General features: G+C 38.8%; 21 protein-coding genes. 4 read left to right on the forward strand and 17 right to left on the reverse strand.

Features of this window, described 5'->3' with window-relative positions; translation table 11 throughout:
* Positions 1-86 precede the first annotated feature (86 nt).
* The 4 genes from mutM to AC3ANL_RS19525 are packed head-to-tail and all read right to left on the reverse strand — an operon-like array spanning position 87 to position 5,708.
* Positions 87-911 (reverse strand): DNA-formamidopyrimidine glycosylase, encoded by an 825-nt coding sequence (mutM, locus tag AC3ANL_RS19510; protein WP_488326045.1) that lies wholly within the window; start codon positions 909-911, stop codon positions 87-89.
* 15 nt (positions 912-926) lie between these two features.
* Entirely contained in the window at positions 927-3,563 is a 2,637-nt protein-coding gene (polA, locus tag AC3ANL_RS19515; protein ID WP_488326046.1) for a DNA polymerase I, read from the reverse strand.
* Positions 3,564-3,582: 19 nt separating this feature from the next.
* Positions 3,583-4,995: a two-component system histidine kinase PnpS gene (gene pnpS, locus AC3ANL_RS19520; protein WP_488326047.1), complete on the reverse strand. Its 1,413-nt coding sequence runs from the start codon at positions 4,993-4,995 to the stop codon at positions 3,583-3,585.
* Positions 4,992-5,708, reverse strand: coding sequence for a winged helix-turn-helix domain-containing protein (locus tag AC3ANL_RS19525; RefSeq protein ID WP_488326048.1), 717 nt, complete (start codon positions 5,706-5,708; stop codon positions 4,992-4,994). The genes pnpS and AC3ANL_RS19525 overlap by 4 nt, the downstream gene beginning before the upstream one ends.
* Positions 5,709-5,899: 191 nt before the next feature.
* Between AC3ANL_RS19525 and AC3ANL_RS19530 the strand changes: the two genes are divergently transcribed.
* A complete protein-coding gene (locus AC3ANL_RS19530; RefSeq protein WP_488326049.1) occupies positions 5,900-6,820 on the forward strand; it encodes a nuclease-related domain-containing protein in 921 nt (306 codons plus the stop codon).
* Positions 6,821-7,276: 456 nt separating this feature from the next.
* Here the strand turns inward: AC3ANL_RS19530 and AC3ANL_RS19535 are convergent, their stop codons facing one another.
* The 5 genes from AC3ANL_RS19535 to AC3ANL_RS19555 form a co-directional block, all read right to left on the reverse strand.
* Entirely contained in the window at positions 7,277-7,753 is a 477-nt protein-coding gene (locus tag AC3ANL_RS19535; RefSeq protein WP_488326050.1) for a MaoC/PaaZ C-terminal domain-containing protein, read from the reverse strand.
* Between the two features lie 86 nt (positions 7,754-7,839).
* Positions 7,840-8,778, reverse strand: a complete 939-nt coding sequence (gene mdh, locus AC3ANL_RS19540; RefSeq protein WP_488326051.1) for a malate dehydrogenase — start codon at positions 8,776-8,778, stop codon at positions 7,840-7,842.
* A 156-nt stretch (positions 8,779-8,934) separates the two neighbouring features.
* Complete coding sequence (icd, locus tag AC3ANL_RS19545; protein ID WP_488326052.1) at positions 8,935-10,203, reverse strand: NADP-dependent isocitrate dehydrogenase; 1,269 nt, start codon at positions 10,201-10,203, stop codon at positions 8,935-8,937.
* A 184-nt stretch (positions 10,204-10,387) separates the two neighbouring features.
* Complete coding sequence (citZ, locus tag AC3ANL_RS19550) at positions 10,388-11,506, reverse strand: citrate synthase (protein ID WP_488326053.1); 1,119 nt, start codon at positions 11,504-11,506, stop codon at positions 10,388-10,390.
* Between the two features lie 362 nt (positions 11,507-11,868).
* Positions 11,869-12,330 carry a DUF441 domain-containing protein gene (locus AC3ANL_RS19555; RefSeq protein ID WP_488326054.1) on the reverse strand — a complete coding sequence of 154 codons (462 nt, stop codon included), beginning with the start codon at positions 12,328-12,330 and terminating at the stop codon, positions 11,869-11,871.
* A gap of 213 nt (positions 12,331-12,543) precedes the next feature.
* On the opposite strand from AC3ANL_RS19555, the gene ytvI reads away from it, so the two are divergent.
* Positions 12,544-13,659 carry a sporulation integral membrane protein YtvI gene (ytvI, locus tag AC3ANL_RS19560; RefSeq protein ID WP_488326055.1) on the forward strand — a complete coding sequence of 372 codons (1,116 nt, stop codon included), beginning with the start codon at positions 12,544-12,546 and terminating at the stop codon, positions 13,657-13,659.
* 177 nt (positions 13,660-13,836) lie between these two features.
* Here the strand turns inward: ytvI and pyk are convergent, their stop codons facing one another.
* The 7 genes from pyk to dnaE all read right to left on the reverse strand — a co-directional run bounded on the left by pyk (position 13,837) and on the right by dnaE (position 24,321).
* Positions 13,837-15,600, reverse strand: a complete 1,764-nt coding sequence (gene pyk / locus AC3ANL_RS19565; RefSeq protein WP_488326056.1) for a pyruvate kinase — start codon at positions 15,598-15,600, stop codon at positions 13,837-13,839.
* Positions 15,601-15,644: 44 nt separating this feature from the next.
* Complete coding sequence (pfkA, locus tag AC3ANL_RS19570; RefSeq protein WP_488326057.1) at positions 15,645-16,604, reverse strand: 6-phosphofructokinase; 960 nt, start codon at positions 16,602-16,604, stop codon at positions 15,645-15,647.
* 308 nt (positions 16,605-16,912) lie between these two features.
* Positions 16,913-17,890 carry an acetyl-CoA carboxylase carboxyl transferase subunit alpha gene (accA, locus tag AC3ANL_RS19575; protein ID WP_488326058.1) on the reverse strand — a complete coding sequence of 326 codons (978 nt, stop codon included), beginning with the start codon at positions 17,888-17,890 and terminating at the stop codon, positions 16,913-16,915.
* Positions 17,884-18,813, reverse strand: a complete 930-nt coding sequence (accD, locus tag AC3ANL_RS19580; protein WP_488326059.1) for an acetyl-CoA carboxylase, carboxyltransferase subunit beta — start codon at positions 18,811-18,813, stop codon at positions 17,884-17,886. Before accD ends, accA begins: the two co-directional genes overlap by 7 nt.
* Positions 18,814-18,957: 144 nt before the next feature.
* Positions 18,958-19,527 carry a FadR/GntR family transcriptional regulator gene (locus tag AC3ANL_RS19585; protein ID WP_488329781.1) on the reverse strand — a complete coding sequence of 190 codons (570 nt, stop codon included), beginning with the start codon at positions 19,525-19,527 and terminating at the stop codon, positions 18,958-18,960.
* A gap of 65 nt (positions 19,528-19,592) precedes the next feature.
* Positions 19,593-20,831: an NADP-dependent malic enzyme gene (gene ystJ / locus AC3ANL_RS19590; protein WP_488326060.1), complete on the reverse strand. Its 1,239-nt coding sequence runs from the start codon at positions 20,829-20,831 to the stop codon at positions 19,593-19,595.
* Between the two features lie 124 nt (positions 20,832-20,955).
* On the reverse strand, positions 20,956-24,321 hold the full coding sequence (dnaE, locus tag AC3ANL_RS19595) for a DNA polymerase III subunit alpha (protein ID WP_488326061.1): 3,366 nt from the start codon (positions 24,319-24,321) through the stop codon (positions 20,956-20,958).
* Positions 24,322-24,493: 172 nt separating this feature from the next.
* Here dnaE and ytrH point away from each other — a divergent pair, with 172 nt between their 5' ends.
* Together ytrH and ytrI are read left to right on the forward strand one after the other, a co-directional pair.
* The gene (ytrH, locus tag AC3ANL_RS19600) at positions 24,494-24,832 is read left to right on the forward strand and encodes a sporulation membrane protein YtrH (protein ID WP_160723983.1); all 339 of its coding nucleotides are present in this window, start codon (positions 24,494-24,496) and stop codon (positions 24,830-24,832) included.
* On the forward strand, positions 24,829-25,329 hold the full coding sequence (gene ytrI / locus AC3ANL_RS19605; RefSeq protein WP_488326062.1) for a sporulation membrane protein YtrI: 501 nt from the start codon (positions 24,829-24,831) through the stop codon (positions 25,327-25,329). The genes ytrH and ytrI overlap by 4 nt, the downstream gene beginning before the upstream one ends.
* Before the next feature lie 109 nt (positions 25,330-25,438).
* Here ytrI and AC3ANL_RS19610 read toward each other — a convergent pair whose 3' ends face one another.
* Positions 25,439-26,383, reverse strand: a complete 945-nt coding sequence (locus AC3ANL_RS19610; RefSeq protein ID WP_488326063.1) for a DHH family phosphoesterase — start codon at positions 26,381-26,383, stop codon at positions 25,439-25,441.
* Between the last annotated feature and the right edge of the window lie 76 nt (positions 26,384-26,459).

Raw genomic sequence — 26,459 nt, forward strand, 5'->3', positions numbered from 1 at the left:
TAGCGGCGTATGGCCTCGTGCCTCAACTGAGATTAAAGAAACCCTTTGAGCAAGGGGAATACGCTAAAAGCTAACCCAATTTTTTATCATTTTTGACAGTTGGGGCAAAAATGGGTGCCTCTGCCCCCAACCGTCGATTTCTCAAGCGGGGTTCCGCAAATTTTACATGCCTCACCTTTACGTCCATATGCGTATAACTCTAGTTGAAACATACCGATTTCACCTTGTGAGTTAACATAGGAACGAATGGTGCTTCCCCCTTTTTTCACAGCTTCGCTTAAGGTTGCTACAATTTCACGATGAAGCATGGTTATTTCCTCATCATTCAGTGTACTGGCAAGTCTCTCTGGATGAATGCCGGAGCGAAAAAGCGCTTCATCCACATAGATATTTCCCAGCCCCACAAAAAGCTTTTGATCCAGTAATGCCGTTTTAATTTTTCGATTCGTTTTCTTTAATTTTTCGGCTAGGTATTCTTTCGTAAACTCGTCGGAAAATGGTTCCGGACCTAATTCAATCAACGGAGGCTTCAAGAATTCTTCGCCTTTTTTATAAAGATGCATCGTCCCAAATTTACGGACATCACGATACCTTAATTCAGTCTCATCTGTAAAATGAAAAATCACATGGGTATGCTTATCGAATGGCTCGTCTTTTGGATATAATCCGTACCTGCCTTCCATACGTAAATGAGATACCAATGCAAACTGATGGGTATAGATAATTAGAAATTTCCCTCTACGGCCGACATCGATAATGGTCTCCCCTTTTAAGGCATCAATAAATTGTTCCACCTCAACAGGATTCTTAATGATTTTTGGCCAATAAACGGTAATGTTTTTGATTTCCTTATTAAGCACTAGTTTTTTTAATGTTTTTCGAACTGTTTCTACCTCAGGAAGCTCTGGCAAACTAGATCCCCCTTTTTATTTAGCATCAAACCATGTTGGTCCATACGCATAGTCCACTTTTAACGGCACCTTTAACTCAAGGGCATTTTCCATCACGGAAGGGACTAATTTCTTAAGTATTTCAATTTCGTCCTCAGGAGCCTCAAAAATCAATTCATCATGGACCTGAAGTAAAAGACGTGTCTTCAAGCCTTTATCCTTTAAGGCTTCGTCCATATCAATCATTGCTTTTTTAATAATATCAGCTGCACTGCCCTGAATTGGTGTATTCATCGCAGTTCGTTCTGCAAAACTTCTTATATTAAAATTACGGGCCGTGATTTCAGGCAGGTAGCGTCTTCTTTGCATTAATGTGGTCACATAGCCTTTTTGTCTGGCTGAGTGAATAATGTCATCCATATATTCCTTTACTCCAGGATAGGTATGCAGGTAACGATCAATAAATTGACCAGCCTCTTTCCGTGTGATGCCCAATGATTGAGAAAGACCATAGTCACTAATACCATAGACGATTCCAAAGTTTACGGCCTTGGCCTGACGTCGCATATTAGAGGTGACCTCATCTTTATCAACGTGAAAGACCTCCATGGCGGTTTTTGTATGAATATCCATATCATCCTTAAACGCCTGAATCAGTTTTTCATCACCAGCGATATCAGCAAGGACACGCAGTTCAATCTGTGAATAGTCCGCAGCAAAAATAACCCAACCCTCTTCTGACGGGACAAATGCCTGCCGAATCTTGCGGCCTTCCTCCAAACGGATCGGGATGTTTTGCAGGTTTGGATCAATCGAGCTTAACCTGCCGGTTGCTGTTAACGTTTGTTGGTATCTGGTATGAACCTTTTCTGTTTTCGGATTTATCACTTTTAGCAGACCTTCAATATAAGTCGATTGAAGCTTTCCTAATTGACGATACAAAAGAATATACTCTATGATTTCATGATCTTCCGCTAATTTTTCTAAAACATCTGCCGAAGTCGAATGACCAGTCTTTGTTTTCTTAAAGGAGTGCAAGCCCAATTTTTCAAATAAAATGATACCCAGCTGCTTTGGTGAATTAATATTAAATTTTTCACCCGCTAATTCACAAATTTTCTCTTCGATTTCAATGAGACGTTGATTCAATTCTTTTCCCATGGTTTGAAGTCGTTCTCGTTCCACTTTAATGCCGCACGATTCCATATCCGCTAAAATTAAAGATAGAGGCATTTCAAGTTCCGTAAATAATTCATATTGTTCATTACTTCTTAGTTCATCCTCAAGCTTTTCTTTTAAATCAAACATGGTTAGACTCTTACGAACAAGATGTTCTGCAAGCATAGAATTCTCAGGAACCCTGCGTTTGGCGCCCTTTCCATAAAATGACTCATCTGATTGAATATTATGGATGTTATACCTTTTTGCAATGGCTGCTAGATCTTCAATGTTTTCCGAAGGATTGATGAGATATGAAGCCATGAGAATATCAAAATCGGCGCCTTTTAAATGGATATCATATCTTCGTAAGGAAACTTCAGTACGCTTGGCATCATAAACGATTTTCTGCTTATTTTCATCCTCAGCCCACTTTTTAAAAGCCTCAGATTGCAAGGCTTGCTCTGTCGGCAAGTAATAATGTCCCTGCTCATTTACAAGTGAAAAACCAATAATATTTGCATAATGATAATTATCATCGAGCAGTTCTACGTAAAAATAATTGATATCCGCAAATATTTCTTCCGTTATTTCTGTGGGAATGACATATTCAATATCTTCAAGCACCTGCTCTTCGATTACGGAATCATCTTCACCAAGCCTGTCCAATAATGAGTGAAAGCCTAATTCTTTAAATAAAGAAACTAATTTTTCTCGTATAAAACCTTCATAAGCAATCGTATCTATATTAACTTCCACCGGTGCCTGGCGTTCAATTGTCGCTAATTCTTTACTCATGAGTGCTTGATCTTTAAATTCTGCTAATTTTTCTTTTAATTTATTTCCACTGACTTGATCAATTGAACTTAACAGATTTTCTAATGTTGAAAACTCTTTTAGCAGTTTTATGGCTGTCTTTTCGCCTACACCTGGAACCCCTGGAATATTATCGGATTGGTCACCCATTAAGCCCTTCATATCGATAATTTGGACTGGTGCAAGACCATATTTCTCTGCCACATGTTCTGGTGTATACTCTTCAATATCTGTAATCCCTTTGCGCGTAATCCCAACTGTTGTAGTTGGAGAAGAAAGCTGAGTTAAATCCTTGTCTCCTGAGATTACTTTTACTTCATAGCCATCCTGTTCCGCTGTCAGCGATAGGGTGCCAATAATATCATCGGCTTCATAATTTTCAAGTTCATATCTTGAAATTCCATAGGCATCGAGCAGTTCACGAATGAACGGAAATTGCTCCGACAGCTCCGGCGGCGTTTTTTGTCGTCCGCCTTTGTATTCTCCAAAGGTTTTATGACGAAAGGTTGTTTTCCCCGCATCAAAAGCAACAAGGATGTGGGTTGGTTTTTCATCCTCTAAAATCTTCATCAGCATCATTGTAAAGCCATAAACTGCGTTTGTATGTATTCCTTTATCATTATTAAGGAGTGGGAGTGCAAAAAAAGCACGATAGGCGATACTGTTCCCGTCAATCAGCACAAGCTTTTTCTTTTCCATTTACTTCACCATCCAAAAATCAATTCTTCTGCAGCTCAATGATAAATTCGCTGCCCTCGCCTACTTTACTCCGAACACTTATATGGCCATGATGGGCTTCAACTAAATGTTTCACAATGGCTAATCCCAGACCTGTCCCGCCGGAGTTACGACTTCTAGCGCGGTCAACTCGGTAAAACCGTTCGAATATCCGCGGAATTTCTTCTTTTTTTATTCCTACACCAGTATCTTTTACATGAATCCGAACATTTTCATCATAGTCGACAAGAATGATTTTCACATCCCCTTCAACTGGTGTATATGTAATAGCATTGCCAATCAAATTAATAAACACTTGTTTTAAACGATCAAAGTCACCTTTTATTTTCACGGATGATTGTTTGCAATAAAATTCCATGCTAATATTTTTTTCCTCTGCTTTGCCGCCAAGCAGTTTTATAACGTCTTCAAGAAGCAAGTATAAATCCACTTCCTGTATATTCAACTGGAAGCCATGCTGCTCTATTTTTGAAAGCTCCAGGAGTTCTTGAATCAATGCTTGAAGCCGGTCACTCTCTTTTAAAATAATTCCGAGAAATGACTCTAAGGTTTCCTTATTATTCATTGCTCCATCCAAAAGGGTCTCAGTAAATCCTTTAATCGATGTTACAGGGGTTTTTAACTCATGTGAAACATTAGCAACAAAATCCTTGCGCGTATTCTCCAGTTTTTTTAATTCAGTAATATCGTGAAAAACAAGTAATACTCCTTTCCACACATTGTTTGCCCCAATAATCGGTACACCGTAAACCACAAAATATTTACGTTCAATAAATAATGGAATTTGAATTTGTTTGTTTACCTTTTGTTCTGATCGAAATACTTCTGCCGTGAGTTGGCAGATTTCATCAAAATCAATCACTTCATAATAGAGTTTATTAAGATACTCTTTTGGATTTATATGAAGAAGATCAACAAAGCCCTTATTAATAAGATTTATATACCCGCGACTGTCAATGAGGATTAAACCAGCACCCATATTTTCAATCAATGCTTGTAAACGATCCTGTTGTATTTCTCTTGTTTTAGTGAGCTCTTGAAGATTTTCTGCCAGCATATTAATGGATGACCCTAACATCCCGGTATCATTGAATCGGTTAACTTTTGTTCTGGCACGATAGTTTCCATTTGCCAATTCTATTGCTACTTCAGTAGCCTCTTTAATCGGTCTTGTATACCTTGAGTTTATCCGTAGTCCCAGGATAAGAATGACAATCACAGCAAACCCAATAAAGATTGCAAGAGTCCACCATATTTCCACTTTTATTTGTTCACTCAATGAATCTAAGAAGTCATTTTTAAATAACTGACCTAGCAGTATTCCAATTCCAACTAATACGATACTTATTAAAGATATTAGTGGTATGAAAATCCTAGTTCGAAACTTTGTCATTCTCCTTTTGGCTCCTCCAGCTTGTAGCCAAGGCCACGAATAGTTTTGATATAAGCAGGTTTCTTCGTTTCCTCTTCGATTTTTTCTCGGAGATGTGAAATATGAACATCGACAATTCTAGTATCGCCAGCAAAGTCATAATTCCAAACAGCGCTAAGCAATTGATCCCTTGTTAACACTCGGCCTTTATTTTGGGCAAGATATAATAGTAACTCAAATTCCTTTAAGGTTAGTTCTAACAATTTTTCCGCAAAATAAGCTTCATATTTTTCAGGATAAACCGTTAACTTTCCGATTTTAATTTGTCCCTCTAACTGATCATTCACAGTTTCCGCATCAGCTTGAACCTGTGTTCTTCTTAATATGGCTTTAACACGGGCTATGACCTCTCGAGGACTAAAGGGCTTGACCATATAGTCGTCAGCTCCAAGCTCGAGTCCGATTATTTTATCAAGTTCATCGTCTTTTGCTGTTAACATTAAAATTGGTGTCATAATACTTTTTTGACGAAGCTGTTTGCAAACATCCATCCCATCAATTTTTGGCAGCATAAGATCTAAAATAATCATATCCACGGACTCTGCTTCCGCTATCCGCTTTCCCTCTTCACCATCCATAGCCGTAATAACCTCAAAGCCTGCCTGTTCCAGATTGTACTGAAGCAAAGTTACAATAGACTGTTCATCATCGACAACTAGTACTTTATTTTTCATAATAACCCCCACTTTACTAGATATCTTTATTATATATATAAGGATTGTAGATTATCTAGTTTTAAGACTGATTCCTAAAAATGCAAATGCTTTCATCATTTTGTAAAAATTAACAAAATAGTCATGTTTTACTTCCGTGCTTTGTTTTATTTTTTATAAAATGAATTTATCAATTAAAAAGGAAGTGGAGTATGGCTTTTAAACCTCGCACAGAACCAATATTACTAAAGATTCTCAAGATTTTAAACACTCGAATGGAATTAACTATTGAGGAGAAAAAATATTATTTATATCAAGAAAAAGGTTTTGAAGGAGAAGCCCAGTTTGATTTATTAACGGAAAATCTTCAAAGTGACTGCTTTATTTTAAATGATTTACTCTTGGAGATTAACAATACTAAGTTTCAACTTGATTCTTCCCTTATCTTTCATGGAACATTATACTATTTCGAAGTGAAAAATTATGAAGGAGACTTTTGTTTTAATGCTGAAAAAGACAGATTAGAGACGATCTTTGGTAAGGAAATAAAAAATCCACTACACCAGTTACATCGAAGCAAATCCCTGCTCCGCCAATTACTTCAAAGTCTAGGATTTAACATTCCCATCGAAGCTTATGTTGTTTTTATTAACCCCGAGTTTACCCTATATCAAGCTCCCCTAAACGAGCCGATTATTTATCCTTCACAGGTACCTCAATTAATGAAAAAATTAAACACGGTACCCTCAAAATTAAACAATCGTGATAAAAAACTTGCTGACAAACTCGTTTCATTACATCAAATAGACGTTCCATATTCCAAAATCCCTGCCTATAACTATCAACAACTTCGAAAAGGGGTAACTTGTGTAACTTGTAAATCATTTTCCATGTTTATTTCTGCTGAGAAGAAATTAGTGTGTGGGGATTGCGGGCATCGAGAAGCGATCGAATCTGCTGTTTTACGATGTGTGGAGGAAATTAAACTTTTGTTTCCGGAAAGAAGGATTACTACTAATGGTGTTTATGAATGGTGTGGGGGAGTTGGGTCGAAGAAGATGATTAATAGAATATTAACAAAGAAGTTTAAGCGGATTGGGCATGGGAAATATTCATACTATGTTAACGATTGATTGAGATTGTGTTCTTTGTTCATGAACAACACATACGGACACGGTATGCTTTGCGTTTTGAATCTATGTCCTCATGAACACTCTATGCGGACATGGTTATCCTCTCGGTTAGCTTTTTTGTCCTCATGAACGCTCTATGGGGACATGGTTATCCTCTCGGTTAGCTTTTTTGTCCTCATGAACGCTCTATGGGGACATGGTTATCCTCTCGGTTAGCTTTTTTGTCCTCATGAACGCTCTATGCGGACACGGTTATCCTCTCGGTTAGCCTTTTTGTCCTCATGAACGCTCTATGGGGACATGGTTATCCTCTCGGTTAGCTTTCTTGTCCTCATGATCGCTCTATGGGGACACAGTTATCTTCTCATCTAGCTTTTTTGTTCTCATGAGCAACTCATGAGAACAAATCAAGCTGTCCTATAACGTTTGTTCTTTTCATTACCATAAAAATGGTAATCAAAAATTATCCAATACCTTCCCATGTATATCCTCTAACTGATAAGGCGGGCAAACCTTGAGCTTTCCTGTGATCACAGTCTCATTTTTTTCATTCGTCCCCACTACATTAACGATTACATAATGTTCTTGAAGATCGACGTCAATCACTTCAAGAAGAAACTCGATTGTCGCATAATGATAGACGGGCTTTAGAAAGGTAATATTTTGACTAATCACGTGGCTTCCTGGGCCAGGTAAATATTTTGAGATGGCAGAGGTAATGATGCCCGTTAGCATGATGCTTGGCACGATCGGTTTTTCAAATGGAGTTTGAGACGCATAGTCATGTTGGATATAGAGAGGGTTCGCATCATCGGTTAATCCAAGGTATAGGAGGAGATCCTTATCTTCAATTTTTTCCGTTAACACTAATTTTTCACCTACATTTATTTCTTCAATTCTTCGCCCTAACTTTCTCTTTTTCCCTAAAAGCATTCAATCACACCTTTCTGTAAGCGATTTCAATTATATAGATAGAGAAATTCGGGGACAGCTCGTGACCCCGAATCTTAATATCTGATTTATACTAACACTTGCATAACATTACGTACGGATTCTACCGATTTATCCAATGCAGCCTTTTCGTCAGCAGTAAGGTCTAATTCGATTACTTTTTCAATACCATTAGCACCAAGGATCGTTGGTACACCAAGGTAAATACCTTCATAACCAAACTCACCTTCGAGATAAGCAATGGACGGTAAAATACGACGTTGATCTTTTAAAATGGCTTCACACATTTCAACAAGAGAAGCTGCCGGTGCATAATATGCACTGCCGTTACCAAGGAGGTTAACGATTTCACCGCCGCCTTTTCTTGTACGTTCAACAATGGCTTCTAAGCGGTCTTTAGAGATTAACGTTTCTAAGGGGATACCGCCCGCGTAAGAATAGCGTACAAGTGGCACCATATCGTCACCGTGCCCGCCAAGAACAAAGCCTGTAACATCTTTTACAGAAAGGTTTAATTCCTGGGCCACAAATGTACGGAAACGAGCTGAATCAAGAACACCCGATTGACCGATTACACGATTCTTAGGGAAACCTGATTCCTTGAATACTGTGTAAGTCATGGCATCAACTGGGTTTGTTAAAACAACAATTGTACAGTTTGGAGAAAATTTAACAATTTCCTGTGTTACACTTTTCATTACTTTTTGGTTGATTTGTACTAAATCATCACGGCTCATCCCTGGTTTACGTGCAACCCCTGCTGTGATTACAACGATATCAGAATCGCGAGTATCTTCATAGTTAGCTGTACCAGTAATATTAGCATCAAACCCTTGAACAGGACTTGCTTCAAGCATATCTAATGCTTTACCTTTTGTAGGGTTTTCCATTGGAGCGATATCAACTAAAACCACATCACCTAGTTCTTTTTGAGCTAGTAAAAAAGCAGTTGTTGCTCCAGTAAAACCGCCGCCGATTACAGAAACCTTTTTACGTTTTAACGACATTGTGACTCTCCCCTTTTTTCGTATTAAAAAATTCTAGTAATGGGCTGAATAAAAAACGGCCCATTAAGAATATCCAACCCTACTCCCAGCCACTAGTCTTCCTCGCTAAACTCATCAGATGCAATCGCAGCTAATCGGTCTCTTGCACTTTTGTTCTTATTCCATGTTTTTGATTAATTCATCAGCGAATTCTGAAGTTTTTACTTCTGTTGCTCCATCCATTAAACGAGCGAAATCATAGGTTACAACTTTAGAAGCAATCGTTTTTTCCACTGATTTGATAACCATAGTGGCTGCTTCATTCCAGCCTAAGTGCTCAAGTAATAACACACCTGATAAAATAACTGAAGATGGGTTAACTTTATCTAGGCCAGCATATTTTGGTGCAGTTCCGTGAGTTGCTTCGAAAATAGCATGTCCAGTTTCATAGTTGATGTTTGCTCCTGGAGCAATACCGATACCGCCAACCTGTGCTGCAAGAGCATCTGAAATAAAGTCACCGTTTAAGTTCATTGTAGCCACAACATCAAACTCACGTGGACGCGTAAGGATTTGTTGTAAGAAGATATCCGCAATAGCATCCTTTACGATGATTTTGCCAGCAGCTTCAGCATCAGCTTGTGCTTTGTTTGCAGCATCTGTGCCTTGTTCTGCTTTAATGCGGTCATATTGTGCCCAAGTAAACACTTTGTCGCTGAATTCTTTTTCTGCAAGCTCATAGCCCCAGTTTTTAAATGCGCCTTCTGTGAATTTCATAATATTTCCTTTATGCACAAGTGTAACGGATTTACGGCCTTCTTTAATTGCATAATTAATCGCTGCACGGACAAGACGTGTTGTACCTTGTTCAGACACAGGCTTAATACCAATACCTGAAGTTTCAGGGAATCTGATTTTATTAACACCCATTTCATTTTGAAGGAAGTCGATTACTTTTTTAACAGCTTCTGTTCCTTTTTCATATTCGATTCCAGCATAGATATCTTCAGTGTTTTCACGGAAAATAACCATATCAGTATCTTGAGGACGCTTAACAGGTGAAGGAACACCTTCAAACCATCTTACAGGACGTAAGCATACAAATAGATCTAACTCTTGACGCAGAGCCACGTTCAATGAACGAATGCCTCCGCCTACAGGAGTTGTTAGCGGGCCTTTAATTGCAATCAAATATTCATTGATTACATCGAGTGTTTCTTTTGGAAGCCATTCGCCAGTTTGATTAAACGCCTTTTCTCCAGCTAAAACTTCTTTCCATACTAATTGACGTTCACCTTTATAGGCTTTTTCTACTGCTGCATTTAAAACTCTCTCGGAAGCAGCCCAAATATCAGGTCCAATACCGTCTCCTTCAATAAACGGGATAATTGGATTGTTTGGTACATTTAATACTCCATTAGTAACTGTGATTTTTTCACCTTGCATTGTGTAGTTCCCCCTTCAGATATGTATAACTTTCAACCTTTGTTCGTATTCAGCTCCAGCGCACAGCGGCTAGTGAACTTCCGCTTTCGTTGGTATATCAAAGACTGAATCAAAGGTTAGAGAGTTGTACCTCTAACCTTTCATACAATACTATTGAAACAATTTTTTTGAAAAAAGTAAAATATTAATCTCTTTGTTCAATCGGAATATATTTTTGCATACCAGGTCCTGTATATTCTGCACGAGGACGGATTAGGCGATTGTTATCGTATTGTTCCAAAATGTGTGCTAACCAGCCAGAAACACGGCTTACAGCAAAAATAGGTGTCATTAAATCGTGGTCAATTCCTAAGCTATGGTAAACAGATGCTGAATAAAAATCAACGTTTGGCGGTAAATTCTTTTCGCCAGTAACGATGCTTTCAATCTTAACTGACATATCGTACCAATGTGGTTCACCAGTCAGCTCTGTTAGTTTTTTGGACATTTCCTTTAAATGCTTTGCACGAGGATCCCCTTTGCGATAAACCCTGTGGCCAAAGCCCATAATTTTTTCTTTATTTTCAAGCTTACCACGAACATATGGCTCTACATTTTCAAGTGTGCCAATTTCGGTAAGCATTTTCATAACAGCCTCATTTGCGCCGCCGTGTAGTGGTCCTTTTAAAGCACCAATGGCAGATGTGACACCAGAATAGACATCCGATAATGTAGCCACACATACACGTGCAGTAAAGGTAGATGCATTTAATTCATGATCCGCATGTAGGACCAATGCCTTATTGATGGCTTCTACAGCAATCGGAGCAGGTTCTTTACCTGTTAACATGTAGAGGAAGTTTGCTGCAAAGCTTAAATCTTGTCTAGGAGCAATTGGGTCAAGACCTTTTCTTACACGAGCAAAAGTTGTCACAATCGCTGGCATTTTCGCTTGAAGTCGTACCGCTTTTCGATAGTTTGCTTCCTCATCCATTAAATCAGCTTCATCATCATAAAGTCCTAGTAATGAAACAGCTGAGCGAAGTGCTGCCATTGGATGAACCTTTTGAATCGGGTACATTTTAAAGTGTTCAATGACCTCTGGTGGTAATGCTGAATTTTCAGCTAATTGTTGTTTTAATTCTGCTAACTGTTCAGCATTGGGCAATTGGCGGTGCCATAATAAATAAATTACCTCTTCAAAGCTGGCATTGACTGCTAAATCATCAATGTCATAGCCAACATATGCTAACGTGTCATCAATAATTGAGCTGATAGATGATGTTGTTGCCACTACCCCTTCAAGACCGCGTGTTACTGTCATAAAAATCTCTCCTTTGCATTCTGGATTTCCCCACTACTCCTTAACTTCGCATAAAACTTGCCAACTGTCGAGCCACCCATGGGCATTTCAGCGGCATAAATTACTCTTTTTCTCTAATAGTTAGTAACTCTACTCTACTATTCGTTTCCCCTTAAATTAACTGAGCGGTTGCTCGGTATATACGCAAATAAAGTGTATGCCCTTTCACTCACATTAAAACATTATTTTACAAGTAATTCAGTATTTATATAAGGTTTATGTAAAAAAAGGATACGCTTACAAGCCTATTATAAACAATTATCAGATTTTTGTGAATGGAAAGACGATGAAAAATGCAAAAAAAATATTATTTCACAAAAAATCTAACTAAAAAAACCAAAAATTTTCATGGCTGTATATGCAATTCCAGCACCAATTAACGGACCAACCGCAACCCCTTTAAAAATAGAAACAGACAAAATGGTCCCGAGAACTAATGCTGTTGTAACTTGAGGGTCATCCGCTAACAGCTTTACTCCCCCTTTAGCCAGTAAAGCGACGAGAATGCCAGATATAAGAGCAATCCATGCTAATGGCGTTTTAAATGCTCCCGTTAAATCCTTAAATCCTATTTCTCCACTTGCAATCGGTGCTAATACGGCAATGGTGATGATCGTGACCCCCCAATTAATTCCTTTTGATTGTAAAAAAGAAAAAGACTTAGTCTCCAATCCACTTACCTTTAATAAAATTAGAACGATAATCGCAATCATTAAAGAACTGTTTTTAGCGATTAAGCCAATCACAAGAATAAGTAAGAGGAATAAAAATGGTTCGTTTAGCATACTTTTCACCATCCTATTTCAAATTATCGTACCATAACATATATAAAAGTATTGAGAACAATGTTTTTCAGTTTTACTAGTCAATTTTATTCTCTTCCATTACTAGAATGTGTGAGGAATAATTTTTAGAGAATAAATTCTTTGGAAAATTATGCAGATGTATTGGAAGATGGTAAACTAAAATTATAATATTCAAAAAAAGGAGGCCTGATTTTGAGTTCTAAATACATAAACCGGACAATACGATTTATTCTCGTGGTTGGTGCGGTTTTTTTGGCACTTTATGCCTTTTATTTTTTGTCTACCGTAACGTACCCATTTTTAATTGGGCTCATTATTGCCTTTATGATTAATCCGCTTGTGGACCTTCTTGAAAAAAAGGCAAAGATGCCCCGCGTCCTCGCTGTGTTAATCTCATTAATTATTGTATTTGCTTTGTTTGCGGGATTCATTACTCTTTTAGTAGCCGAAATTGTCTCTGGGACTGCCTATCTGGCAACAGTTGTTCCTGAACACCTGGTAACGCTCATTGATTATATCGAGAATTATTTTACTGCTCAAATCATTCCACTATACAACCAATTAACAAGTGTCTTTAATAAATTGGATGCAGGTCAAAAAGATACCATTATTGAAAATATCCAAAATGTCGGGACAAGAATCGGTTCAACAGTCGGCACATTTATTAAAAATTTGTTTGGTAATATCCCAAATATCTTATCTTGGTTTCCGAATGCTGCAACGGTCCTTATTTTTTCACTATTGGCAACCTTTTTTATTAGTAAAGATTGGTATCGCTTATCAGCATTGGGTGGTCGGCTTTTACCTGAAAAGGCAAAAACAAGTAGTAAGACTGTTTTTGTTGACTTAAAAAAAGCTTTATTTGGTTTTATTAAAGCACAGTTAACACTTATATCGATTACGACGGTAATCATTTTAATTGGGCTGCTAATACTTAGAGTAGACTATGCAATTACCATTGCATTAGCAACAGGTATTGTTGATATTATTCCCTACCTAGGAACAGGTGCAGTGTTTGTGCCGTGGATTATTTATGCAGCCATAAGTGGTGATACAGGGCTTGCCCTTGGTTTAGGTGTTCTTTATATTATTGTCCTTGTTCAGCGGCAAATTATGGAACCAAAAATCCTGTCATCCAATATTGGTCTTGATCCATTAGCAACACTCATCGCGTTGTTTGTCGGCTTTAAACTAATCGGATTTTTAGGATTAATAGTCGGTCCTGTGACTCTTGTTATTATTAGCACTCTCTATCGAGCAAATGTGTTCCATGATGTATGGGCATTTATTAAAGGGAAAGAAGTTTAAAAAAAGAGGATGTCTCAAAGGGAAAGGGTCTGACCCCACATTAAACACTCAATATCTAATCGCTTATCAGGAAAGTTCAGCGCTAGGTTGAGGTTGCGGGGGCTGACCCTTTGTACCGGGACATCCTCTTTTTTAATTAAAAGACTAAGCTTGAGGGCCTAATCTATTCTGCTAATTTTATAAAACACTCGCATGGCCGTTATAAATAATTCCTCTAGCAGCATCAACCGTTATTTCTTGACCATCCGTAAACAATTCTAGGGCACGGTCTACGCCAACGATGACAGGAATGCTTAGGTTTAAACCAACAACCGCGGCATGGCTTGTTAAACCACCCTCTTGAGTAATAAGGGCAGCACATTTTTCAATTGCCGGAACCATATCACGATCGGATCCGAGCGTAACAAGAATCGAACCTGGTTTTACTTTTTCTAAAGCTTCCTTTGCATCATTGGCAAGTACGACTTTACCAAAAGCAGATCTGCGGCCAATCCCTTGTGCTTTTGTGATGATATCGCCAATTACATGGATCTTCATCATATTCGTTGTACCTGCTTCACCTACAGGAACACCAGCTGTGATAACAACTAAATCACCATGTTTTACGATACCGCTGTTTAAGCTGACTTCGACAGCATTTTCAAGCATTTCGTCAGTAGATGAACACATACTTCCGAACTGCGGATAAACGCCCCAAACAAGCTGTAACCGGCGGCAAACATGTTCATTAGCTGTCACAGCAACAATAGCTGCTTTTGGACGATATTTAGAAATCATTCTAGCTGTATGACCGCTTTCTGTTGGTGTAATAATCGATTTCACTTCAAGATTTAAGGCTGTATGTGCAACTGATTGACCAATCGCATCAGTAAGATTGTGTTCTGTATCTTTGCTGCGGCTGGATAAAATTTCTCTATGATCTAAAGCAGATTCGGCTCGAGATGCAATATTATGCATTGTTTGAACGGCTTCCACTGGATAGAGGCCTGCTGCTGTTTCACCAGAAAGCATGATCGCATCCGTACCATCAAAAATGGCATTGGCTACATCGCTTGCTTCAGCACGAGTCGGACGTGGATTACGTTGCATGGAATCAAGCATTTGTGTTGCTGTAATAACAGGTTTTCCAAGCGAGTTACATTTTTTAATTAACATCTTTTGAACAAGTGGTACCTCTTCCGCAGGGATTTCTACGCCAAGGTCTCCACGAGCAACCATTAATCCATCAGAGACTTCAAGAATTTCATCAATGTTATCTACGCCCTCTTGGTTTTCAATCTTTGGAATTATATGGATATGAGTAGCGTTGTTATCTTCTAACAGTTGACGGATTTCTAGAACATCCTTTGCACGTCTAACGAAGGAGGCAGCAATAAAATCAATCCCTTGTCCGATTCCAAAAAGAATATCTTGTGTATCCTTTTCTGTAATGCCCGGTAAATTAACTGAAACGCCCGGTACGTTAACACCTTTTTTATTTTTCAAGGTTCCGCTGTTAAGAATTTTGGTATAAATTTCTTTATTTGTTTGATCGATTTCTGTAACTTCGAGACCAATTAACCCATCATCTAAAAGAATTTTTGATCCGACATGTACATCCTCAATCAAGCCAGGGTATGTAACAGAAAATTTTTCTGTCGTTCCTTCCACTTCAGTCATGGAAACAATGATATTTTCCCCTGACTTTAGTTCTAATGCACCGTTTTGCATATTATTTGTACGAATTTCCGGACCTTTTGTATCAAGTAGAATCGCAACTGTTTTTCCAGTTTGCTTTGCCGCTTCTCGGATATTTTTAATTCGTGCGCCATGTTCCTCGAAATCTCCATGGGAAAAATTTAACCGGGCAACGTTCATTCCGGAATTAATTAATTGAGTTAATTTCTCTACACTTTCACTTGCAGGACCAATCGTACAAACAATTTTTGTTTTTCGTAGCATGCTAGTTTTTCCTCCTATATTTTAGAAAAGACTTATGTTTTTTCTTAAATTGATAATTCTTTGGACAGTCTGAATAAATCAAGATCCAAGGTATGTTTTCTTTGCAGCGCTTCAATGATGTCATAGTCTACTATCTGATTTCCTTCAATTCCGACAGCACGTCCGCCCTTTCCTGCAATTAAAAGCTCAACTGCTCTAGCCCCTAATCTGCTGGCAAGTACTCTGTCTGCTGCAGTTGGCGAACCGCCGCGTTGCATATGCCCCAATACAGATACTCTAGTATCACAATTTGTTTTTTCTTGAAGCTCACGTGCAAATTCGTAACCACTGCACACTCCTTCGGCAACGACAATGATACTATGCTTTTTCCCGCGTTCTGTACCACTTTTAAGCCTTTCTGCTATTTCTTCCATATCATAATTCTCTTCCGGAATTAAAATCGTCTCAGCCCCGCCTGCAAGTCCTGACCACAAGGCAATGTCACCGGCATTACGTCCCATGACTTCAATAACAAAGGTTCTTTCATGCGATGTTGCTGTATCACGAATTTTATCAATGGCATCGATAACTGTATTTAAAGCCGTATCGAATCCAATTGTCAATTCGGTTCCTGGAATGTCATTATCAATGGTTCCCGGTACACCCACACATGGGAAGCCTTGCTCAGTTAAAGCTTTTGCTCCGCGATAGGAGCCATCGCCGCCAATAACAACAAGCCCTTCAATGCCATGGGCTTTAAGCTGTTCAATTCCTTTTTGTTGGACTTCTTTATTTTTAAATTCGGGAAGACGAGCTGATTGAAGCATGGTACCGCCTCGGTGAATGATATCACCAACAGAACCAAGCTCAAGCTTTTTTATATTTCCGGATATTAACCCAGCATAACCACCATATATACCATAAACCTCTAAATTATGAAAAATTGCTTTTCGGACAACCGCACGTATTGCCGGATTCATCCCTGGGGAGTCGCCGCCGCTCGTAAGTACCCCTATTTTATTCATGTTTATCACCTCGATCATGGAATAAGAAAACTTATGTACACTTTCATTGCCAATCTCAATATAATACCCGTTTTCAAGTCACTTCATTTATTATGAACATAAAACCTACGAATAATTATAAAATAACATGTAGAAATCAGCTTAACAACCGATTCATATTAGTAATTACAATAGACGGAATAATTAGTTTAATGAAACCGTTTTATTTTCATTTGTAATCGCTATCATCATCTATTTTAGGAATTTTACGTGAAATATTTGTGAACGCGTCCATTAAAAAAATCGTGCCCAAAAAGAGCACAATTTTTTTAATTTACCCCAATAAAATCCTTCGTAACCGTATATTCACCGATTGTCCTGAAACGATTATAACGATCAGCAATTAACTCATCCTCTGATAGTTTAAGCAATTCTTGGAGTGAGGTTTTCAGTACTTTTTCGATTTCTTCTGCCTGCTTCTTGATATCCTTATGAGCTCCGCCCTTCATTTCTGGAATAATATCATCGATAATCCCAAGTTCTTTTAAGTCAGGGGCGGTAATTTTCATTGTTTCGGCTGCATTTTTGGCAAGCGATGCGTCCTTCCACAAAATCGCCGCAGCTCCTTCAGGAGAGATAACGGAATATGTCGAGTTTTCAAGCATATAAATGCGATTGCCCACTCCAAGGGCAAGTGCACCACCACTGCCGCCTTCACCAATCACGATACAAATAACAGGAACCCGAAGACCTGCCATTTCAAACAGGTTACGAGCGATCGCCTCGCTTTGACCGCGTTCTTCAGCAGCTTTTCCAGGGTATGCTCCCTTTGTATCAATAAAACAAATGATGGGGCGATTAAATTTATCAGCTTGTTTCATAAGCCGAAGTGCTTTTCGGTAGCCTTCCGGATGCGGCATACCGAAGTTTCTACGAATATTCTCTTTCGTATCTTTTCCCCGTTGGTGACCAATAACCGTAACTGGTAGTCCATTAAATTTTGCTACCCCTCCAACGATGGCTTCATCATCAGCGAAGGTTCGATCGCCATGACATTCAAAAAAACCTTCAAAAAGAAACGAGATATAATCAAGTGTTGTTGGTCTATTCGGAAGACGAGCTATTTGCACCCGATCCCAAGGACTAATATTTTCATAAATGTCCTGCTCAAGCTTTACGAGCCGAACTTCTAATTTTTTTATTTCAGAGCTTAAATCTACATCAGCCGTTTTCGTGAACTCTTTTAATTCCGTGATTTTCTTTCTTAACTCCACGATTGGGCGTTCAAATGCTAACTCCCCTACCATTCGAGCTCACCTCCAGGTTGATGAATGTCTAAAATGTTTGTGATTTTCTCAACTAAATCAGTGCGAGAAATAATAGCATCGAGCTGCCCATGCTTCAAAAGAAATTCAGCGGTTTGAAAATCCTCCGGCAATTCTTCACGAATGGATTGTTCAATTACTCTTCGGCCGGCAAAAGCAATTAATGCCCCTGGTTCAGCAAAATTATAATCACCCAATGACGCGAAGCTTGCTGAGACACCACCAGTTGTCGGGTGAGTCATCATCGAAATAATTAAACCGCCATTATTACTAAATCTCTTTAATGCCACACTAGTCTTAGCCATTTGCATCAAGCTTAATGCACCTTCCTGCATTCTCGCACCGCCAGAAGCGGTAAAGATGATGAATGGAAGTGAAAGTTCATCTGCTTTTTCAATCGCAAGCGTTATTTTTTCGCCAACAACTGACCCCATGCTTCCCATTCGGAAGGAAGCATCCATAATGGCTATGACCATCTTATGACCGTTGACGGTTCCTATCCCTGTTACAACAGCCTCGTTTAATTTAGTTTTTTGCCGGTCTTTTTCAATTTTTTCAAGGTAGTCAGGAAAATCAAGTGGATTTTTAGATAGCATGTCCTCATTCATTTCAACAAAGCTGCCTTCGTCCAAAAAGCTATCAATTCTCTCACTAGCATTCATTTGAAAATGAAAACCACAATGTAAACAAACTTTAGCGTTTTTCACTAATTCTTTTGTATACATAATTTTCTTACATGAAGGACATTTAGACATAATTCCTTCAGGTACGTCAGTTTTAGCTGTTTCAGTAGGAATTGTTGCATACTTTTTCTTTTTTGGTTGATTTTTTACAAAAAGATCTTTAAGCGCCAAAATAAAACCTCCCTTGTGATACGCGACCTGCCAAATGGCAAGATTCTCCATCTTATGCTATTCAGAAGTCTTTCTATCCTGCCTGAACTTCATACCTGTTCGCTTAAAAGTGGTCAGACCACTAAAAGGTTAAAAAATACCCTTATCATGAGGGCTTGTAACTTCCACTATAAAATAAAAAAAATTCAAAATCTGTTAGTATTTGTCGTTAGAGTAAGACAAATTTCGAAGTTTACAATAAGCAGTAAGTGTTTTGATAAGATCCTTATCCTCTAAAGCCTCTAACAGAACGAGATAGTCTTCCCGCACGGATACGACATGGGCTGCTACCAGTGAATAATAATATTCTTTTAAAATTAACCACATTCTTAAGAAAAGGTGATTATCAGAAATCTCAATAATTCGATGAAAAAATTCATCATCCGTAAAGATGTCTGCTGCCTTTACCCATTCTTTCAAGTTTTCGATTTTCTGATTGTTCTCTCTTTGTAATGCTAAACGAAGGCAATCCATCTCAATATAATTTTTTGTCTCAAAAACATCATGTTTTGCTTTTTCATCCTGCAAAATAAACGTACTCAGCAGTTCGACTAACTGATGACCGCGAAAGTCGCGAATAAAGGTACCCTCGCCTCTTCTTGTTTCGATTAAGCCCAGTAATTCCAAGGCTCTAAGTGCTTCGCGAACGGAAGAGCGCCCGAAATTCAGGCGCTCCGACAATTCTCGTTCTGAAGGTATCTTATCACCAGTTTTAAGTCCATCCATGGTGATAATTTCCCTTAACTGCTTCACAATCTCTAAATAAACCTTAGTATTCGACACTTACTTAATCACTCACTTTTACCAATAATCGCGAGCCTCTGTGTTTTTTTCTTTACATCTTCTGGATCTACCTTAATGCGGGCAACCCCTGTTTCCATTGCCGCTTTTGCCACTGCAGCAGCTACATTTGGAGCTACTCTAGGGTCAAATGGTGCTGGAATAACATAGTCTGCATGAAGCTCATCGGTACTGATTAAACTAGCAATAGCTTCGACTGCAGCTACCTTCATTTCTTCGTTTATATTTGTCGCGCGCACATCAAGTGCACCGCGGAAAATTCCTGGAAAAGCAAGAACATTATTTACTTGGTTTGGAAAATCAGAACGACCAGTACCCACAACCTTTGCTCCTGCAGCCTTTGCGTCTTCCGGCATAATCTCTGGATCGGGATTGGCCATTGCAAAAATAATTGAATCTGGGTTCATTGATGCAACCATTTCTTTTGTGAGTGCACCTGCAACAGATACTCCAATAAATACATCGGCACCTTTAATAACATCAGCAAGGCTTCCTGATAGGTTATCACGATTAGTGAACTTTGCCACTTCTGCTTTAACCGTATTCATGCCTTGTGGACGTCCTTCGTAAATGGCACCTTTAGTATCACACATGATAATGTCTCTCACACCATAACTATATAACAACTTGATAATCGCAATTCCCGCTGCACCTGCGCCGCTGGCAACTACTTTTATTTCAGTCATTTTTTTACCAATAAGTTTAAGGGCATTGACAAGTCCTGCCACCGTAACAATAGCTGTACCATGCTGGTCATCATGAAAAACTGGGATATTAGCTTCCTTTTTCAATCTTTCCTCGATCACAAAGCAATTTGGCGCGGCGATATCCTCAAGATTCACGCCTCCAAAGGTTGGTTCAAGTAATTTAACGGTCTCCACAATTTTGTCTACATCAGTTGTGTTTAAACAAATTGGGAAGGCGTCAACACCAGCAAAGCTTTTAAAAAGGACAGCCTTTCCTTCCATAACAGGCAGAGCTGCTTCAGGTCCAATATTACCAAGTCCTAAGACTGCCGTACCGTCGGATACAACTGCAACCATATTACCTTTCATGGTATAATCGTAAACCGTTTCTGGCTTTTCATAAATATCTTTACATGGCTCCGCCACACCCGGAGAATAGGCTAAACTTAAGTCATGTGCATTTCGAACTGGAACCTTGGATTTCGACTCTAATTTCCCTTTATGGATTCGATGCATATGCAATGCTTCTTCACGTAACGTCAAGAACTGTCACCCCTTAAAATAATACAAATCTACATAAATATTTTAGATAATTAAAGTACCACATAGTGGTCAGACCACACTTGTCTCTTTACCACTATAACATATCTTTAAAAGTTGTAAAGAATTAATCTTTCAATACAACATTTTTTGAACCTAGTAAATTGCTTAATTCTTGCAGTAAATTTGGAGTTGGATGCACATTGTTCTCTGGGCTTAACCTGATTGTTTTATGGATTGCTTCATAATGCAAAATAACCCCTGCTGTCCCTTTATTTTCCTTTAATAACTGATTTATTTTTAGCAATAATTTTTCATCCTGCAATTCACTGGTAATTTTCAAATATAATATTGGCTGCTGTTCAGACTTTTCTTTTAACCATTGCTCTAGATCAGAGACCTTTTGAACAATAAATTGGAGCTTCCCATCACGTTCTTCCATTTTCCCTTCCAGCAAGACAAAATTCCCTTCCCTTACTACTGGCTGAAACCTTTTATACACGTTAGGAAATAAAACTGCCTCCATTTCACCACTTGAATCACTTACCGTTAAAAAGGCCATTGAGTCTCCCTTTTTTGTTCGAATCGATTTCAGTGCTGATACATAAACACCTGAAACGACTCTTTTCATGTTACCCCTTAATTCATATAGCAACATAGCCCCACTCTGTTTAAGCTTCTTTTCATAAATAGAAATGGGATGATCGGAAAGATAAAAGCCAAGTGCCTCTTTCTCAAAGGCTAACTTAATTTCTAAACTTATCGGGTCAACTTGAACATATTTTGGTTTTGGGATCATATCATCCTCAAACAAGGCAAATTGTTCATCATCATCCGGCTTGAAAATTTGTGCATGTTCAATAGCCACATCTAAGCTGGCTAACAAGACGGCACGGTCTTCACCAAATTCATCGAAAGAGCCCGATTGAACGAGAAATTCCAGCGTTTTTCTATTAATCGCCTTCGATGAAACCCTGATACAAAAATCAAATAAATCGTCGAATTTCTTACGTTTTCTTGTTCGGAAAATCTCCTTTAAGACAGCACCGCCTACACTTTTAATCGCAGCAAGGCTATAGCGGATAGCGCCTGTTTTTTCTACTTGAAATGAGTAGGTACTATGATTAATGGATGGCGGGAGGACATCAATTTCCTTTTGCCTTGTCTCCATAATGTATTGGGCAATTTTCGTATCATTGCCAATTGCTGAAGTAAGCAGGCCAGCCATGAAATGTTCAGGGAAATTCGCTTTTAAAAAGGCAAGCTGGTAGGCAATCATACTATAAGCTACGGCATGACTTCGGTTAAATCCATAATTAGCAAATCGAACAATCAAATCATAAATTTCATTAGCAAGTTCTTGCTTATATCCTTTTTTCAATGCCCCTTGAACGAAGTGGGTCCGCTCTTTATCCATTACTTCTTTTTGTTTTTTTCCAACTGCTCTTCGTAATAGGTCAGCTTCCCCAAGGGAAAAACCAGCCATTTTGGAAGCGATTTGCATGATCTGCTCTTGGTAGACAATAACCCCATATGTATTTGCAAGAATTGGCTCCAAATCCGGATGTGGATAATGGACTGGCTGTCTCCCATGTTTACGATCAATAAACAGTGGAATGTTTTCCATTGGACCTGGGCGGTACAAAGCATTAACGGCCACAATATCCTCAAAACGAGATGGCTTCAACCGGGTTAATACCTTCCTCATCCCTTCAGATTCCAGCTGAAATATGCCGGTTGTTTCTCCCCTGGCTAATAAATCAAAGGTATTTTGGTCATCTAATGGAACCTGCCTAATGTCCACTTTCCTACCGGTATGGCGTGAAATAGACGATAAAATGGTTTCAATGAGTGATAAGTTTCTGAGACCTAGAAAATCCATTTTCAGTAAACCAATCTCTTCGAGGTATTCCATGGAGTATTGCGTTAAGTAGACATGGCTTGAACCGCGTTGAATAGGAATTAATTCAATCAGCTGTTTTTCGCTTAAAACGACACCTGCAGCATGGGTAGAGGTATGCCGCGGCAGACCTTCAAGCTTTAATGCCGTATCAAAAAGCCGGCGGTTTAGCGGGGTCTCATTGATAAACTTCCGAAGTGGTTCAGATTCATTAAAGGCTGCTTGCAGGTCAATGCCTAATCGCAGCGGAATTAATCTAGACAAATGCTCTAGTTCCTTTGAATTTAACCCGAAAGTTCTGCCCACATCTCTTAGGGCTGCTTTAGCTGCCAGTGTTCCAAAGGTAACGATTTGCGCAACATGCAGTTCCCCGTATTTCTGTACGACATATTCAATTACTTCATCCCTGCGGTTGTCTGGAAAATCAATATCAATATCGGGCATCGAAATCCGTTCAGGATTTAAGAAACGCTCAAATAATAGATTATGGGCAATAGGGTCGACATCGGTAATATATAAAACATAAGCAACAAGAGATCCTGCGGCAGAGCCTCGACCTGGCCCTGTCAATATCCCCTTTTCACGTGCATATCTCATAAAATCCCAAACAATTAAAAAGTAATTACTAAAATTCATGCGTTTGATAACAGCTAATTCATAGGATAATCGGTCCCTATATTCCTGGGAAGGGGCTGTGAACCTTTCACTCATCCCTTTCTGACACAACATCTCAAGGTATTCCACTGCCTGCATTCCATTGTCAGTTGGGAATGTGGGCAAGTACGTTTTATTTAGCTCAATATTTACGTTACATCTATCAGCTATTCTGAGCGTATTTTCCAATGCTTCAGGAACTTCTGCCACGCAATCAATCATTTCGGCTGCCGTTTTTAAATAAAACTGATTACTTCCTAGCTTTTCTCTTTGTTCATCTTGCAATTTGTCACCATTCTTAATAGCCAACAAACATTCATGTGCAAATGTATCTTCTTTTTCTAAATAATGAACCTGGTTGGTTGCAACAAGCGGAACGTGAAACTCTTTTGCGATTGCCAGGATCTGTTTCCCAAGTTTCAGCTCTTCTTCAAGCTGATGATTTTGAAGGGAAAGGAAAAAGTTACCGTTCCCAAAGACAACGGTCAGCTTACCTATAAGTGCCGCAGCTTCTTGCTCTTTTCCATTTAAAAGAGCCTGTTCGATTTCTCCTTCCAGACCAGGCGTTATAGCGATAAGACCTTCAGAATAATGCTTCAGCCATTTGAAGGGAAGGCCGCTATCAGTCTTTGTCTGAACAGCACTCGATATTTTTAATAGGTTTCTAAATCCCTGCTCATTTTCCGCCAGTAACACAAGCGGATAAGCTTGCTTTGAGGTTATTTCGCTTTCTACATCAACCGTCAATCCAATGATTGGTTTCAGATTGTTTTTTCTACATAACTTATAAAATTCAATGGTTCCGTACATGACATTTCGATCAGTTAAAGCAAGGGCAGAAAAGCCCTTTCTTTTTGCATTTACAATTAAATCCGGGACTGATGCTGTGCTTGTCAGCAAACTATAAGCACTATATACATGAAGGTGAATAAAAGACATATGTCTCACCGTTCCTTAAAATTGATATCTATTATTTATTATAGAGCTTCATAGCAAAAAAAGAAAATATGTTCTGTTTTTTTAATTATTCGTTTTCAAAATCATAATCCCTACACTTTGTCCATATAAATAGGTAGAGAGTTTATGAAAATGTGTGAGGGCGGTTGAAGGAATGAAAGAAATCGGTTTTTTTCCTGCTTTTATTGAAAGCTACTTTATTGCCTTAGGAGTGGTCCTTGGCGGTTCCCTCATCGGCGGAATTGCTTCTTTTTTAACGGGTCAACCACCACTTACCACCGTCTACCGCTTGTCCTCTGCGTTGCGAATTTGGGCGATTGTTTCAGCAATTGGCGGGACCTTTGATGCGGTTTATACGTTTGAAAGAGGCTTATTCAACGCAGATACAAAGGATCTATTCAAACAATTATTATTAATTCTTTCAGCCTTAGGCGGTGCCCAGACAGGTGCTCTCATTATTAATTGGTTAACCCAGGAGCATATATCGTCATGAGAATTCCACCCTTATATCGTCGTCCTGCATGGCAGCGTTTTTTTGCCGGCATGGCTGTTGGCGGGGCCATAAGCTGGTGTATCTTTTTGTATATATACGGTGTCTGGCAAGAGAAAAATACGGAATTAATCCGAAAGCAGCATGAAGACATTGTTGATTTAAACAATGAGAAAAAAATATGGCAAGAAGAGTATAAAGAGATGAATAAGCGGAATATTGAACAGTTAACTGTCCAGAAGATTACTATCAAAATTACAAACGCTGAAAAATATAAACTGGACTCATTAAGTGTGCTGGAGACGGAAAACGCTGTTCGTGATGATATAAGTATGATGCTGGCCAAGGATTTAGAGACCGTATATAAAAGTAAAGATTTGTTAAAAAAAATTATTGAAAATAAACCAGTCCGAATCAATGAAAAAAGATATAAACTGAAGGTAAAAGATATGGTTATTTATACAAATTTAATCATTCAACTTGAAATAGCGTTTGAATAAGAAAAGCGCAAGCGCCCTGGTCAGCGACGTAATTATAAGAAAAGTGCAAACGCCTGTAATGAGATTTTAACGAAACGGCCCTATTACGGACCGTTTCCCTTTACTAAAACTATTTTCTGTAGTTTTCGCAAACCTCTGCCAGCTCTTTTAAGACATGATCCACTTCGTCCCACGAATAGATGGACGCACCTGAGGCAAGCGGATGACCGCCGCCTTTAAATTTCCTCGCGACACCGTTGATGACTGGTCCCTTCGAACGCAGCCGTACCCGGATTTGATTGTCTTCCTCAATGAAAAAGACCCACGCAACAATCCCCTTCACGTCTCCTAAGGTACTAACCAGCAGGGAAGCCTCTGCAGGCCTTGCATCAAATTTTGTTAATAATTCCTTTGTAAGTCTAACGGAAGCGATACCGTTTGATTGAAACTCAAAATTTTGCAGAATATAACCTTGAAGCTTAATAATCTTAGGGTCTAATTCATACATTCGATCAAACAGTTCTGTTCGTGAAAAATTATAGTGAATCAACTCCCCTGCATATGCAAAGGTTTTTTCTGTTGAACTTGGGTAAATGAATCTTCCTGTATCTCCTACAATACCGGCAAATAAAAGTCTTGCTGCTTCATCGTTCATTTTTAAACCTTTATCTTTACCGTTTAAATAAAATTCATAAATCATTTCACTGCATGAGCTCGCAGTTGTGTCGACCCACAGTAAATCACCGTATGGATCTTCATTTGGATGATGATCTATTTTTATTAATTTATCGCCTAGTCCGTAGCGGCCGTCACATATTCTTTCCGCATTCGCGGTATCACAAACAATAACCAATGCCCCTTTATAGACTTCATCCTCTATCACATCAAGCCTGCGCAAGTAATTGAGTGTGGGCTCCTCTTTACCAACTGCATATATCTTTTTTTCCGGATAAGATTCTTGTAAAATAGCCACTAACCCACCTTGTGACCCATATGCATCTGGGTCTGGACGGACGTGACGATGAACAATAATAGTGTCATATTGTTCAATCGTTGATAAAATTTGCTCGATCATCGACATTGCTCCTTATGTACCAATTATGGCTTTTTTTTTAAATACACGATAAAATAATAGATGATTGTAGAAACTT

The organism is Neobacillus sp. DHD-1R, from assembly GCF_057747995.1.